The sequence below is a fragment of the Enterobacter cloacae complex sp. SHL021 genome, assembly GCF_049237765.1.
Classification (GTDB): Bacteria; Pseudomonadota; Gammaproteobacteria; order Enterobacterales; family Enterobacteriaceae; genus Enterobacter; species Enterobacter cloacae.
The window spans coordinates 122,000-134,326 of record NZ_JBMKJG010000001.1 but is presented as its reverse complement, the minus strand read 5'-3'; the positions used below and the strand labels follow the sequence as shown (position 1 = coordinate 134,326).

Here is a 12,327-nt window from a genome sequence, read left to right as displayed (position 1 = left end):
AGGTTATCCTTGCATCTGCGGCTTGTGCGCGGTGACGTGAATATAGCGGCCAAGACTGATAAACGGTTCCTGACGGCAATACCGCGTTTCTAATTCTGTTAAGGTGTCAAAACAGTCACGCTGTTTGTGTTTTTCACGCAGATAATCATGAAACACCCTGACGCCCGTCTTCCCGGTTATCTGCCAGCCAATCTCTTCCAGCCAGCCGTAAACCTGCTGGGGATCGCGCGGATAGTCCGGGGAAAGCGTGCGCTTTTTCTTTTTCGGCATTCCGACCTGAACATAGTCGAAGTTGCCCGCAACCATGTTGTGCATCAGGAAGCCGTTAGCATTGTAGAACATCAGCGACAGCGTACCGCCCGGGCGTAGCATCGACCACAGAGTTTGTAACACGCTTAACGGATCGGCTACCCATTCCAGCACCGCATGAAACAATATCAGATCAACCTGGGTTTCCAAATGCTGTGCGATGTCCTGAGCGGCGCATTGTACAAAATGCATGTTGTCGCTCACACCTTTCTCCTCTGCTGCACGCGTGGCACGCGCAACCATCTCAGCAGAAAGATCGCAAAGTGTGACGTGATGACCGCGCTCAGCCATTTTTATGGCCGTCTGCCCTTCACCGCCTCCGGCGTCAAGCACGCGCAACGTTTGACCGCCATACGTGGCCAGAATGGTGTCCAGATCCTGCCAGAGGATCGTCTGACGTAACTGCCCTTTTGTGGTGCCGTATATGTTGCGCGAAAACTTTTCCGCGATGTCATCAAAATTGCGATCCCGCATTGGGAGAGTTCCACTCGCTAACTGCAAAACCGCTATTCTGTCACACCCGCGCGGAGAATGAACCTCTCTGGTGTAATATCACGGGCATTCGCCTGCTATATGGTTAAAAAAGGAACCAAAAAGGATGCTTTTTACCCTGAAGAAATACATTGGAGGCATGATGCTTCCCCTTCCGCTACTGCTGCTCATCATCGCGCTGGGGCTGGGGCTGGTGTGGTTTAGTCGCTTTCAGAAAAGTGGCAAAACGCTGATCACCTTCGGCTGGCTGGTACTGCTGCTGCTGAGCCTGCAACCCGTTGCAGACAAACTGTTACGTCCCATCGAAAACACCTACCCAACCTGGCAAGGAAACCAGAAAGTGGACTACATCGTGGTGCTGGGCGGCGGGTATACCTGGGATCCAAACTGGGCCCCCAGCTCTAACCTGATCAATAACAGCCTGCCGCGCCTGAACGAAGGTATTCGCCTGTGGCTGGCTAATCCGGGATCGAAAATGATCTTCACTGGCGCGCCAGCCAAAACCAACCCGGTCAGCACGGCTGAAGCCGGCGCCAGGGTGGCAGAATCCCTCGGCGTTCCGCGCTCCGCTATTATCACGCTGGACAGTCCGAAAGATACCGAAGAAGAAGCCGCGGCGGTGAAACAGGCTATTGGCGATGTTCCGTTCTTACTGGTTACATCTGCTTCGCATCTGCCAAGGGCAATGATTTTCTTCGAAAAACAAGGACTGCACCCGCTTCCCGCGCCGGCGAACCAGATGGCCATTAACGCCCCGCTAAACCCATGGGAACGGGTGATCCCGTCCCCGATGTGGTTGATGCATAGCGATCGCGTCGGCTATGAGACGCTGGGACGCATCTGGCAGTGGCTGAAAGGCTCCTCAGGCGAGCCAGGGCAGGAGTGATTTTGTCGCAAGGTCAAAGTTGGCGCGGTTGAAACGTCCGGTATTCACCAGCTGCGCCACTTCATCCCACAATAAATAAAGCCAGCGCCGCCAGAGAAACGCCTCCGCAACGGGCGCGCGCTGCAGATAGTGCCACAGCAAGCCTTCAGCGGCCGCGCTATCGCTGAGCCTGAACAGGTCATACTCGCGTGGAGCCCACAGCATGACCCCTGGCCCCAGCATCGCCAGAAGCTGATCGCTACGAGAATCTTTAAGCATGCTACGCAGGGTAAAATTACCGTGTATCAACACGCAGTTGTCGTTAAAGCCCTCAAACAGCGCCGGTAAACACTCCCGGGTGCGGAACAGGATACGTTTATCCTGCATGGTCAAGCCGGTGTTGTTGAACTGATTAAGCGTTCCCCACAGCACCTCCACCCGCTGGCGATACCACAGCGGCCAAAGATTTTCCTGAGTGCTGTCGACGGGTCCCACAAGACCACGGCTATCCTGCCGGTGCCAGGCCAGCAGAGCCTCCACAATCTGGTCTTTCAGCTGTTCCCAGCGCTCCGGTGTACGCGCCGGGGCTTCAACGGATACTCCGCGTAAACGCTCAATCAGCAGAACATCCGGACCGGGGTGCTCTTCATGCGTCATCACTCCGTAAACCGTCGGCATACGCACGGTTCCTTGCCGCGCGAGCATTGAAATTTTCCAGGCGAGCTGCCTGGCCACACCCGGCGAGGTAAAGCTTCGGGCCATCAGCGGCATTGGGTTTCCCTGACTGTCGTACAACGACCAGAGCGCGGTATCTGCCTTTTCACTTACACATTCCACCCGGCTTAACTTCTCGCCAAGCAGGTGACTCAGTTCGGCACGCAGCTGTTCCATATGAGATTACCCCCATTAAGACTACTGCTTTTATAATGAGCGCGCAGGACGCAGATGTCACCCTGCGGAGATCAATTATGGAAAAGATAAGAGAAAATAAACGGCGGAGTGCATCCCTCCCAAAAGAGGGATGCCGCAAGGATTAACGCAATTCAGCGCGAACGCGCTCAAGATCTTCTGGGGTGTCTACGCCTGTACCAGGCACCTCTTCGGCGACGGCAACGTGGATCTTTTCGCCGTACCAGAGCACACGAAGCTGTTCCAGCATTTCAATATGCTCCAGCGGACTCGGTGTCCAGGTTACATACCGGCGAATAAAGCCAGCGCGATAGCCGTAGATGCCAATATGGCGCAGGAAGGTATCGCCAATGGTCTCTTTGGACACCGCAAAGCGATCGCGATCCCACGGGATGGTGGCACGGGAGAAATAAAGCGCATAGCCCTCCGCATCCGTCACAACCTTCACCGCGTTCGGGTTGAACGCTTCTTCCGCGTGGTGGATAGGTACCGCGAGAGTTGCCATGCCAACCTGACGCTGCGCCAGGTTTTCCGCCACCTGACGAATAATCGCCGCCGGGATCATCGGTTCGTCGCCCTGCACGTTAACGATTACCGTATCGTCGCTGAATGCGCATTTCTCAACCACTTCAGCCAGACGTTCAGTACCAGACTGGTGATCGGCACGGGTCATGCATACTTCCCCGCCTGCGGCTTCAACCGCACGCGCAACATCAGGATGATCGGTGGCCACGATAATACGGTCAGCGCCGGACTCACGGGCGCGTTCAAGGACATGCACAATCATTGGCTTGCCGTTGATATCTACCAGCGGCTTACCCGGCAGACGCGTTGAGGCGTAACGGGCAGGAATAATGACGACAAAGCTCATGGTTTGCTCTCTTCAGCCACCAGGGAACGGGCTTCGTTTTCCAGCAGTACCGGAATACCGTCACGCAGCGGGAAAGCCAGGCTGTCCGGTTTGCAAATCAGCTCTTGTTTGTCCTGGCTATAGTAGAGTTTGCCGTTGCACACCGGGCAGGCAATAATTTCAAGTAAACGGTGATCCATAGTTCCTCCGTATGGGTAATCGCTAAAGCTTATCACATTCCCTTTTCAGGGCGTGCCTGTTTCCCAGCCACTTCGACAGGATGTAAAGAGTCCGTCAGGCACGCGGCCCAGCGTCACTTCGCAGGCCTTCTGCCAGCAGGCGAAATCATTGATGGCGGATGTTAACCCTTTTTCCAGGGTCGCGGTTATCCTGACGCCCTCTTCCAGATACAGCGCAATGACCTCTAGCGTGCCGGTTTTACGGTGCATTTTGGCATCCATGCGCCCTACCAGTTGTCCCTTGTGCAGCAGGGGCAAAACAAAGTAACCGTACTGGCGCTTTGGCGCGGGAGTGTAGCACTCCAGCCGGTAGCTGAAATCAAACAGCTGCTCGGCCCGTTTTCTGTCCCAGACCACCGGATCAAAAGGTGACAGCACCGCGCTATGGGTTGCCTGAAGTTTACCTGCTTCAGCTTGTGGCAGTAGCGGGAGTAAATCCACATGCAGCCACATATCGCCCAACCTCTCTACAGAGACCGGGATAACCCGCTGCTCGCGCTGCCAGTTATCCAGCAACGGTTTCAGCGTGGGCTGTCGGAGACGGTAATAATCGGCCAGCCATTGCGGACGGAAAATACCCAGACTGCGGGCGCTGTTTTCAAGCATGACGGCTTCGGCTGCCTCCTGTGTGAGCAGGTCGCGCTCGTCGTCCCAGTGAGGCATCACCCGCTGCGTCAGGTCGTACACCCGTTGAAAATTACGCCGCTCGACTACCATCACCTTGCCTGATGTAAACAACCCTTCCAGATGACGCTTGTGCGGTTTCCATTCCCACCAGCCGCTTGCCCCTTTTCGCGGATGTTCAAAATCCGCGGAACGTACTGGCCCCTTTTCCGCGATATGGGCAATGAGCTGCTCAATTTCAGCCGCATGCTCGTGCATCCACGCCTGCCGGTATTTCCAGCCCATTTTTTCCGGGGCAAGCATACGATGGCGAACCAGGGCAAAATCGCTGCGGGGCAGGAAACAGGCTTCATGTGCCCAGTATTCCATCAGCTCTCCCTTGCTGAGCGCATCATCGAGCCACTGAGGCGGATAATTGCCCAGCCGGCTGAACAGCACCAGGTAGGGGCTACGAGCCACAATGTTGATGGTGTCGATTTGCAACAACGACATGCGTTGCACGGTAGTGAGGATATCGGCAGGCTGCGCGCGGCGACGGGGCTTTTTAAGAAGTCCTTGCGCGGCAAGGTGCAAGTTACGTGCGGCTGAAAGCGAGAGTTGCGGTAAAGACATGCGTTTTCCTGTCAGTCAAAGCGCCACCAGAACCGCGTAAGCTCTTAATGCACCAACGCAATCAGTTCCTGGAGCAAGTGTTCCGGCTGCTCGCCGCTGAGTTCAGCGTCAACCGGCAGATACCACCAGTTTTCTTTCGCAAAAGCGCGGCATTTCACCGCATCTTTTTCGGTCATGATTAATGTCTGACCGGATGTTGTCAACGCGTCTACCTGCTCCGCCACCAGCGCCTGGTGATCGGCCAGCGGAACACGTTTATCAAGGCGGGCACCACACTGTTCCAGCGTTGCGAAGAAACGCGGAGGATGACCAATACCTGCCATCGCGACCAGCGCGGGTAGCCGGGAAACGGCCTGTCGTTCACCGGTCAACAGGTTAATAGCCATGCCTGGCTGGAGTTGCATCGGGATCTCCCCCGGCAGTGCCGCACCGCCGTTAACAATCACCGCATCCACGGACTTCAGGCGCGAAGCGCGTTCACGCATGGGGCCTGCAGGCAGCCACCAGCCGTTGCCAAAACGGCGGACGCCATCAATGACCACGATCTCTTTATCACGCGCCAGCGCGTAATGCTGCAGACCGTCATCGGTAATAATTATTTGCACGTCGCGTTCGGCAAGCAACGCCTTAACAGCATCACTACGCACCGGAGAGACTGCGACAGGCGCGCCAGTACGCTGATAAATCAATACCGGCTCATCCCCCGCCTCGGCGGTCGTCGTGTCCGGCGTCAGGAGCAGTGGATAGTGCGCCGCTTTGCCGCCGTAACCTCGCGACACCACGCCGGGGCGGATGCCGCGCTTTTGCAGTTGCTCAACCAGCCAGATGACCACCGGGGTTTTACCGTTCCCCCCTGCCGTGAGGTTGCCCACCACGACAACCGGCACCGGCGCACGCCACGCCCGCTTTAGCCCCAGACGGTAAAGCAGACGAATAATGCCGCTCACCAGACCATACAGCCAGGAGAGCGGCAGAAGCAGCAGCCATAGCGGGGACTCACCGGACCAGATACGGGCAATCATTCGCCGAACTGCATCTTATGGAGCTGAGCGTAAACACCACGCTGTGCCAGTAAATCGGTATGGCTACCGCGTTCTACAATGACCCCATCCTCCACAACGACGATTTCGTCTGCCTGTTCAATCGTTGACAGGCGGTGCGCAATCACCAGTGATGTACGGTTCTTTTGCAGTTCATCTAGCGCAGACTGAATTGCACGTTCAGATTCTGTATCCAAAGCAGAGGTTGCTTCGTCGAGGATTAGAATAGGGCTGTTACGCAGCAATGCACGGGCGATGGCGATACGCTGGCGTTGACCACCGGAGAGCAGAACTCCATTCTCACCGATGATGGTATCCAGGCCGTTGTCCATCTTGTTAATAAAGTCCATGGCATAGGCCATGCGAGCGGCTTCTTCAATCTGCTCGCGGCTGTACTCTTCAGTGCGCGCATAGGCAATGTTGTTCGCAACAGTATCGTTGAACAGATGCACGTTCTGAGACACCAGCGCAACCTGGTTACGCAGCGACTGCAGGGTGTATTCCCGCAGGTCGTAACCGTCTAACAGAATTTCACCCTGATCGATGTCGTAGAAACGGGTAATCAGGCTGGCAATCGTCGATTTACCCGAACCAGAACGGCCGACCAGCGCAACGGTTTTGCCTGCCGGAATGGTCAGATTGATGTTACGTAATGCTGGAACTTCACGGCCAGGGTAAGTGAAGGTCACGTTGCGGAATTCGACATCGCCCTTTGCGCGCTCAATGACGCGAGTACCTTCGTCTTTCTCTTGCTCGGAATCCAGAATGCTGAACAGCGTCTGGCATGCTGCCATCCCGCGCTGGAACTGGGCGTTAACGTTGGTCAGCGACTTCAGCGGACGCATCAGCGCAATCATGGAAGAGAACACAACGGTGATGGTCCCCGCCGTCAGCGTTTCCATTACGCTCGGGAAGCTCGCCGCATACAGGACGAATGCCAGAGCCAGAGAGGCAATCAGCTGAATAATGGGGTCAGAGATTGAAGAGGCCGAGACCATTTTCATCCCCTGCAGACGCATTTTGTTGCTGACTTTATCGAAGCGTTTTGTTTCGACCTCCTGCCCACCGAAAATCAACACCTCTTTATGTCCTTTCAGCATCTGTTCAGCGCTGGTGGTCACCTGCCCCATCGTATTCTGCATATTCTTACTGATATTGCGAAAACGCTTTGAGACGACGCGGATCGCGACAGAAACAACCGGAGCCAGCACGATGAGGATCAGCGACAGCTGCCAGCTATAATAGAACATCATCACGAACAGACCGATAATTGACGCACCTTCACGCACAACGGTAATCAGTGCGCTGGAGGAAGAGGATGCCACCTGTTCTGAGTCATAGGTGATACGTGACAACAACGTACCTGTCGATTGTTTGTCAAAGAAGGCCACCGGCATGCCCATCATGTGGCTGAACAGCCGACGGCGCATTGTCATGACCACTTTTCCTGACACCCAGGAGATGCAATAACTGGAAATATAGCTGGTGATACCGCGTAAGATCATCAGTCCGATCACCACCAGAGGCATCCATAGCAACACTGAGCGATCCGTTTTACCAAAACCGTCATCCAGTAACGGTTTGAGGAGCGATAACATAAAAGTATCGCTGGCTGCGTTGAGAACTAACGCTATACCCGCCACGATTAAACCTGCTTTAAAAGGTGCAATCATCGGCCAGAGTCGGCGGAAGGTTTGCCACGTGGAGAGATCTTTGTCGTTATGCATTCAAAAAACCAGCATCTGTTGAAATAGCCGCATATTCTACCCGTTATCGACGGGCGCGCCAAACCACTGATGATACCAACGCGGTAAATATTGCTCCCGCAACCGTCGGATTTGCCAGGCATGTTGCGAAAACGTCACCGATATTTGGCCCGAATGAGGGGTATCGTGCCAGACATAGCCCTCCTTTCGATAACGCTTCACCACCTTCACTGACGGGAATCGCCACGCATTGTAACGGGCCGCAGAATCCAGCGCGATTTCACCTCCCACCCGTTGTACCAGCGGCAACGATGAGGAGGTATTACTGCCATGGTGCGGCACCTGTATCACCGTTGACGTCAGATAACGCCAGTAATGGCTAAGCATAGCCTGTTCCGCTTGCGCTTCAATGTCCCCTGTCAGCAAAACACTCTGCTCACCGTCATCAATTTTAACCACGCAGGAGCGATTGTTACCCTGGGCAGTGGATCCAGCCGGTGGCCAGTGGACGGTGAATGTTAACCCCTGCCATTTCCACTGCTGCCCGCGAAAGCAGGAAAGATGCTGCGCCCACCCCAGCGGGCTTCGTACCCATAAGCCGGGCCATGCCGCCTGCAGCGATGCCAGACCACCAGCATGGTCCAGGTGCTCGTGACTGAGAATAACGCCCTCTGGTTGCAGGTGATGCCAGCGTAACCACGGAATGATCAACTGCTGCGCACTGTCTCCCCCAGGCCAGCCGGGACCGGTGTCGTATAGAAGCGCTTTACCCTGCCGCTCAATAACCATTGATAGCCCCTGCCCCACATCCAGCATATGCAACGTCCAGCTATCGGTTTTCTCCGTTCGCATGAATGGGGATGCCAGCACGACAGTTCCTGTCAGACACACCGCCGGCATGCTTTTCCAGGAGCGAAAACGCCAGCCGATAATGGCCAGCCAGGGCAGTAATGTCAGGTACTGCCAGCGCTCATCGACGTCCTGCCAGCCATCAGGCAGACGCTGCAGCAGCCAGAACAAACCGGCCAGGGACTTATCTGCCGCAAACCATACGCCAGTTTCCAGAGAGACCAGCGGGAGCAGGTGCAGTAGCATACCGAGCAGGATCAGCGGAACCGAGATAAAGGTCACCAGCGGAACGGCAAAGAGATTGGCTACCAGCGAAGAGACGCTGAAGCCATGGAACATCAACACCTGCAAAGGCAGGAGCAGCAGCAACATCCCAACCTGCAGATAGAGTAAATTTACCAGGGGTCGCACCCGGCGAGTCCAGCGCCAGCTGGGGAGTGGCAGCCACTGATACCAGAAAATCAACGCCGCGACAGCAAACGCTGACAACACCAGGCTTTGAGAAAGCACCGCCAGCGGATCAACGATGAGTATCGCTGCAATACAGCTACACCAGATCTGCCATGCAGACCACTGACGCGCGCCGATCCGCAGAGCGGCCAGCACCGCAAGCGCGATGACCGTGCGTAATGCAGGCGGCTGCAGACCCGTTAGCCATGCGTAGAAGGCCGCAAAAAACAGTCCCGCAAGCAGAGGCATCTGCCAGCGGATCCACTGACACGGCAATAAAAACTGAAAACCCCTGGCAAGCGTCCAGATGATGGAAGCCGCCAGCGTGATATGCAAACCCGAGATCGCCATCAGATGCGACGTGCCGGTTTCACGCATCAGTGTTTTTATTTCCCGGGGCACATCCAGGCGCTCGCCCATCCCCAGCCCCAGGATCACCGCTCCCCAACGATAGGCTGAAAGGGTGTCGTGCAGCGATGACAGATAGCGGGCACGCAAGCTGCAGCGTTCATCAATGATTTCTGCCCGTGTAAAACGTCCGCTCAACGTTTGATGCCGGGCAAAAGCATTTCGCTGAGGATCATATCCTCCGTCGTTCAGTTCACCATGTACAGGCCTTAGCCTGAGCGTCATGGCCCAGCGTTGACCCGCGCAGCCCTTTTGCGGCAGGTAATTGCCATACAACACGATGCCCGTCGATGCCCACCAGCGTTTGCCATTAAGTGCAACGATTTTACCCTGATGGACTGTTGCGCCATCGGTGGCGGTGATCTCCACCTCTGCCTTGACTGCACCGGTGGTTAAATGCTGCATCGGCCAGACGCTTTCCTGCGCAGCCAGAATGCCCCACGCGCAAAATAACAACCCCATACCGATACACTTCAGACTGATGCTTCGCTGTAAGCCCAGCACCAACCCGCCGGCAACCATGATCCATAAAGTATGCCGTGCAGGTAGTTCAGGTAACCAGAGTAGCGGCACTATCGCCAGAATGGCGCACAGACTTAGTGTGGGAATTCCCATTACGACCTCCCTGTTTCAGGGCGGCAGTATGTAAGAAGAGGGAGAGAGGCGTCAGTTGAATAAAATGCAGGTTACAGCGCACGCTGCACTGTTTTTGTCGGTTTGCAGAAAACGACACGGGGATTGCGGCACGGCTTCAGAATAAAAACGATAAGTACAAAAAAAGCACCCGGAGGTGCTTTCTTTTGAACCCAGTTTAACCTGATGGCTAAACTCAGTTGCCGTAAATATTGGCGCGATCGCGCAGTTCTTTACCCGGCTTAAAGTGTGGAACGTACTTACCTTCCAGCTCGACTTTATCGCCAGTCTTCGGGTTACGCCCGGTACGTGGAGCACGATAGTGCAGAGAAAAACTACCGAAACCGCGGATTTCAATGCGCTCGCCCTGGGCAAGAGTGGTGGCCATATGCTCCAGCATCTCTTTTACGGCATCTTCCACTGCTTTAGCTGGGATATGCGGTTGCTGACTGGCAAGTCTTTCAATCAATTCTGACTTGGTCATGATTCCTCCGGTTCCTTTCAAACCAATTAGCTGAACAGCTCATTAAACAAGGGCGGCCGTAGCCGCCCTTTGTTATTGATTACAGGACGAATCCTGCAATCTGTCAAGTTTGCTCCTCATCCTTCGCGCGATAAATGCGTTACCGCTCAAAGGATGCTGAGGACTTGATATTACTCGCCTTTAGCTGCTTTGAAAGCTTCAGCCATTGCGTTGTTAGAGAAGTTTGCATCTTCCTGTTTGTTAACAGTAGCGATTGCATCTTTCTCGTCAGCTTCGTCTTTCGCACGAACAGACAGGCTGATTGCACGGTTCTTACGGTCAACACCGGTGAACTTAGCTTCAACATCGTCGCCAACGTTCAGAACCAGAGTGGCATCTTCAACGCGGTCACGTGAAGCTTCAGAAGCGCGCAGGTAACCTTCAACGCCGTCAGCCAGTTCTACGGTTGCGCCTTTAGCGTCAACTGCAGTCACTTTACCGTTTACGATTGCGCCTTTCTTGTTCAGTGCAACCCAGTTGTTGAACGGATCTTCTGCGAGCTGTTTAACGCCCAGAGAGATACGCTCACGCTCTGCGTCAACCTGCAGAACAACTGCTGCGATTTCGTCGCCTTTTTTGTATTCACGAACTGCTTCTTCGCCTGCAACGTTCCAGGAGATGTCAGACAGGTGAACCAGGCCGTCGATGCCGCCGTCCAGGCCGATGAAGATACCGAAGTCAGTGATAGACTTGATTTTACCTTCAACACGGTCGCCCTTGTTGTGGGTTTCCGCGAACTGCTGCCATGGGTTGTTTTTGCACTGCTTCAGACCCAGGGAGATACGACGACGTTCTTCGTCGATATCCAGAACCATAACTTCCACTACGTCACCAACGTTAACAACTTTGGATGGGTGGATGTTTTTGTTGGTCCAGTCCATTTCGGAAACGTGTACCAGACCTTCAACGCCTTCTTCGATTTCAACGAAGCAGCCGTAGTCAGTCAGGTTGGTCACGCGGCCAGTCAGTTTGGTACCTTCTGGGTAACGCTTAGCGATAGCTACCCATGGATCTTCGCCCAGCTGTTTCAGGCCGAGGGATACACGAGTACGCTCGCGGTCGAACTTCAGCACTTTAACAGTGATTTCGTCGCCCACGTTCACGATTTCGCTTGGGTGCTTAACGCGTTTCCACGCCATGTCGGTGATGTGCAGCAGGCCATCAACGCCGCCCAGGTCAACGAATGCGCCGTAGTCAGTGAGGTTCTTAACGATACCTTTGACTTCCATGCCTTCCTGCAGGTTTTCCAGCAGCTGATCGCGTTCTGCGCTGTTTTCGGATTCGATAACGGCACGACGGGAAACAACAACGTTGTTACGCTTCTGGTCCAGCTTGATTACTTTGAACTCAAGCTCTTTGCCTTCGAGGTGCAGGGTGTCACGGACTGGACGAACGTCTACCAGAGAACCTGGCAGGAACGCACGAATACCATTCAGCTCAACAGTGAAGCCACCTTTAACTTTGCCGTTGATAACACCGACCACAGTTTCAGCTTCTTCGTAAGCTTTCTCCAGCGTGATCCATGCTTCGTGACGTTTAGCTTTTTCACGAGACAGCAGGGTTTCGCCGAAGCCGTCTTCTACTGCGTCCAGAGCAACGTCAACTTCGTCACCTACCTGGATTTCCAGCTCGCCCTGGGCGTTTTTGAACTGCTCTGCCGGAATGGCGGACTCAGATTTCAGACCGGCGTCAACCAGTACTACGTCTTTGTCGATAGCAACAACAACACCGCGAACGATGGAACCCGGACGGGTTTCGATTTCTTTTAAGGATTCTTCAAACAGTTGAGCAAAAGATTCAGTCATGTTTAATCTTCAG

General features: G+C 54.7%; 11 protein-coding genes. 1 reads left to right on the top strand and 10 read right to left on the bottom strand.

Annotated features, from left to right (window positions below; translation table 11 throughout):
* Positions 1 to 3: 3 nt before the first annotated feature.
* Positions 4 to 783 carry a tRNA uridine 5-oxyacetic acid(34) methyltransferase CmoM gene (cmoM, locus tag ACOTZF_RS00590; protein WP_013097296.1) on the bottom strand — a complete coding sequence of 260 codons (780 nt, stop codon included), beginning with the start codon at positions 781 to 783 and terminating at the stop codon, positions 4 to 6.
* Between the two features lie 124 nt (positions 784 to 907).
* On the opposite strand from cmoM, the gene elyC reads away from it, so the two are divergent.
* The gene (elyC, locus tag ACOTZF_RS00585; RefSeq protein WP_062934908.1) at positions 908 to 1,687 is read left to right on the top strand and encodes an envelope biogenesis factor ElyC; all 780 of its coding nucleotides are present in this window, start codon (positions 908 to 910) and stop codon (positions 1,685 to 1,687) included.
* Here the strand turns inward: elyC and ACOTZF_RS00580 are convergent.
* From ACOTZF_RS00580 to rpsA, 9 genes are all read right to left on the bottom strand, one after another.
* The gene (locus ACOTZF_RS00580) at positions 1,664 to 2,557 is read right to left on the bottom strand and encodes a YcbJ family phosphotransferase (RefSeq protein ID WP_013097298.1); all 894 of its coding nucleotides are present in this window, start codon (positions 2,555 to 2,557) and stop codon (positions 1,664 to 1,666) included. The two genes, elyC and ACOTZF_RS00580, sit on opposite strands and share 24 nt — an antisense overlap.
* Before the next feature lie 142 nt (positions 2,558 to 2,699).
* Positions 2,700 to 3,446: a 3-deoxy-manno-octulosonate cytidylyltransferase gene (kdsB, locus tag ACOTZF_RS00575; RefSeq protein WP_013097299.1), complete on the bottom strand. Its 747-nt coding sequence runs from the start codon at positions 3,444 to 3,446 to the stop codon at positions 2,700 to 2,702.
* The gene (gene ycaR / locus ACOTZF_RS00570; RefSeq protein WP_013097300.1) at positions 3,443 to 3,625 is read right to left on the bottom strand and encodes a protein YcaR; all 183 of its coding nucleotides are present in this window, start codon (positions 3,623 to 3,625) and stop codon (positions 3,443 to 3,445) included. Before ycaR ends, kdsB begins: the two co-directional genes overlap by 4 nt.
* A gap of 45 nt (positions 3,626 to 3,670) precedes the next feature.
* Positions 3,671 to 4,900 carry a winged helix-turn-helix domain-containing protein gene (locus ACOTZF_RS00565; RefSeq protein ID WP_013097301.1) on the bottom strand — a complete coding sequence of 410 codons (1,230 nt, stop codon included), beginning with the start codon at positions 4,898 to 4,900 and terminating at the stop codon, positions 3,671 to 3,673.
* Between the two features lie 44 nt (positions 4,901 to 4,944).
* The gene (gene lpxK, locus ACOTZF_RS00560; protein WP_038981307.1) at positions 4,945 to 5,922 is read right to left on the bottom strand and encodes a tetraacyldisaccharide 4'-kinase; all 978 of its coding nucleotides are present in this window, start codon (positions 5,920 to 5,922) and stop codon (positions 4,945 to 4,947) included.
* Complete coding sequence (gene msbA / locus ACOTZF_RS00555) at positions 5,919 to 7,667, bottom strand: lipid A ABC transporter ATP-binding protein/permease MsbA (protein WP_023621029.1); 1,749 nt, start codon at positions 7,665 to 7,667, stop codon at positions 5,919 to 5,921. Before msbA ends, lpxK begins: the two co-directional genes overlap by 4 nt.
* Positions 7,668 to 7,703: 36 nt before the next feature.
* Positions 7,704 to 9,968 carry a ComEC family protein gene (locus ACOTZF_RS00550; RefSeq protein ID WP_129252579.1) on the bottom strand — a complete coding sequence of 755 codons (2,265 nt, stop codon included), beginning with the start codon at positions 9,966 to 9,968 and terminating at the stop codon, positions 7,704 to 7,706.
* Positions 9,969 to 10,182: 214 nt separating this feature from the next.
* Positions 10,183 to 10,470 (bottom strand): integration host factor subunit beta, encoded by a 288-nt coding sequence (ihfB, locus tag ACOTZF_RS00545; RefSeq protein ID WP_003858233.1) that lies wholly within the window; start codon positions 10,468 to 10,470, stop codon positions 10,183 to 10,185.
* 170 nt (positions 10,471 to 10,640) lie between these two features.
* Positions 10,641 to 12,314 (bottom strand): 30S ribosomal protein S1, encoded by a 1,674-nt coding sequence (rpsA, locus tag ACOTZF_RS00540; RefSeq protein ID WP_008499966.1) that lies wholly within the window; start codon positions 12,312 to 12,314, stop codon positions 10,641 to 10,643.
* Positions 12,315 to 12,327: the final 13 nt, after the last annotated feature.

Bases quoted from the DNA above. Each gene is read 5' to 3' on its own strand.
- rpsA (WP_008499966.1), bottom strand. From the start codon at position 12,314: ATGACTGAATCTTTTGCTCAACTGTTTGAAGAATCCTTAAAAGAAATC.
- ACOTZF_RS00580 (WP_013097298.1), bottom strand. From the start codon at position 2,557: ATGGAACAGCTGCGTGCCGAACTGAGTCACCTGCTTGGCGAGAAGTTA.
- elyC (WP_062934908.1), top strand. From the start codon at position 908: ATGCTTTTTACCCTGAAGAAATACATTGGAGGCATGATGCTTCCCCTT.
- msbA (WP_023621029.1), bottom strand. From the start codon at position 7,667: ATGCATAACGACAAAGATCTCTCCACGTGGCAAACCTTCCGCCGACTC.
- kdsB (WP_013097299.1), bottom strand. From the start codon at position 3,446: ATGAGCTTTGTCGTCATTATTCCTGCCCGTTACGCCTCAACGCGTCTG.
- ihfB (WP_003858233.1), bottom strand. From the start codon at position 10,470: ATGACCAAGTCAGAATTGATTGAAAGACTTGCCAGTCAGCAACCGCAT.
- ycaR (WP_013097300.1), bottom strand. From the start codon at position 3,625: ATGGATCACCGTTTACTTGAAATTATTGCCTGCCCGGTGTGCAACGGC.
- ACOTZF_RS00565 (WP_013097301.1), bottom strand. From the start codon at position 4,900: ATGTCTTTACCGCAACTCTCGCTTTCAGCCGCACGTAACTTGCACCTT.
- cmoM (WP_013097296.1), bottom strand. From the start codon at position 783: ATGCGGGATCGCAATTTTGATGACATCGCGGAAAAGTTTTCGCGCAAC.
- ACOTZF_RS00550 (WP_129252579.1), bottom strand. From the start codon at position 9,968: ATGGGAATTCCCACACTAAGTCTGTGCGCCATTCTGGCGATAGTGCCG.
- lpxK (WP_038981307.1), bottom strand. From the start codon at position 5,922: ATGATTGCCCGTATCTGGTCCGGTGAGTCCCCGCTATGGCTGCTGCTT.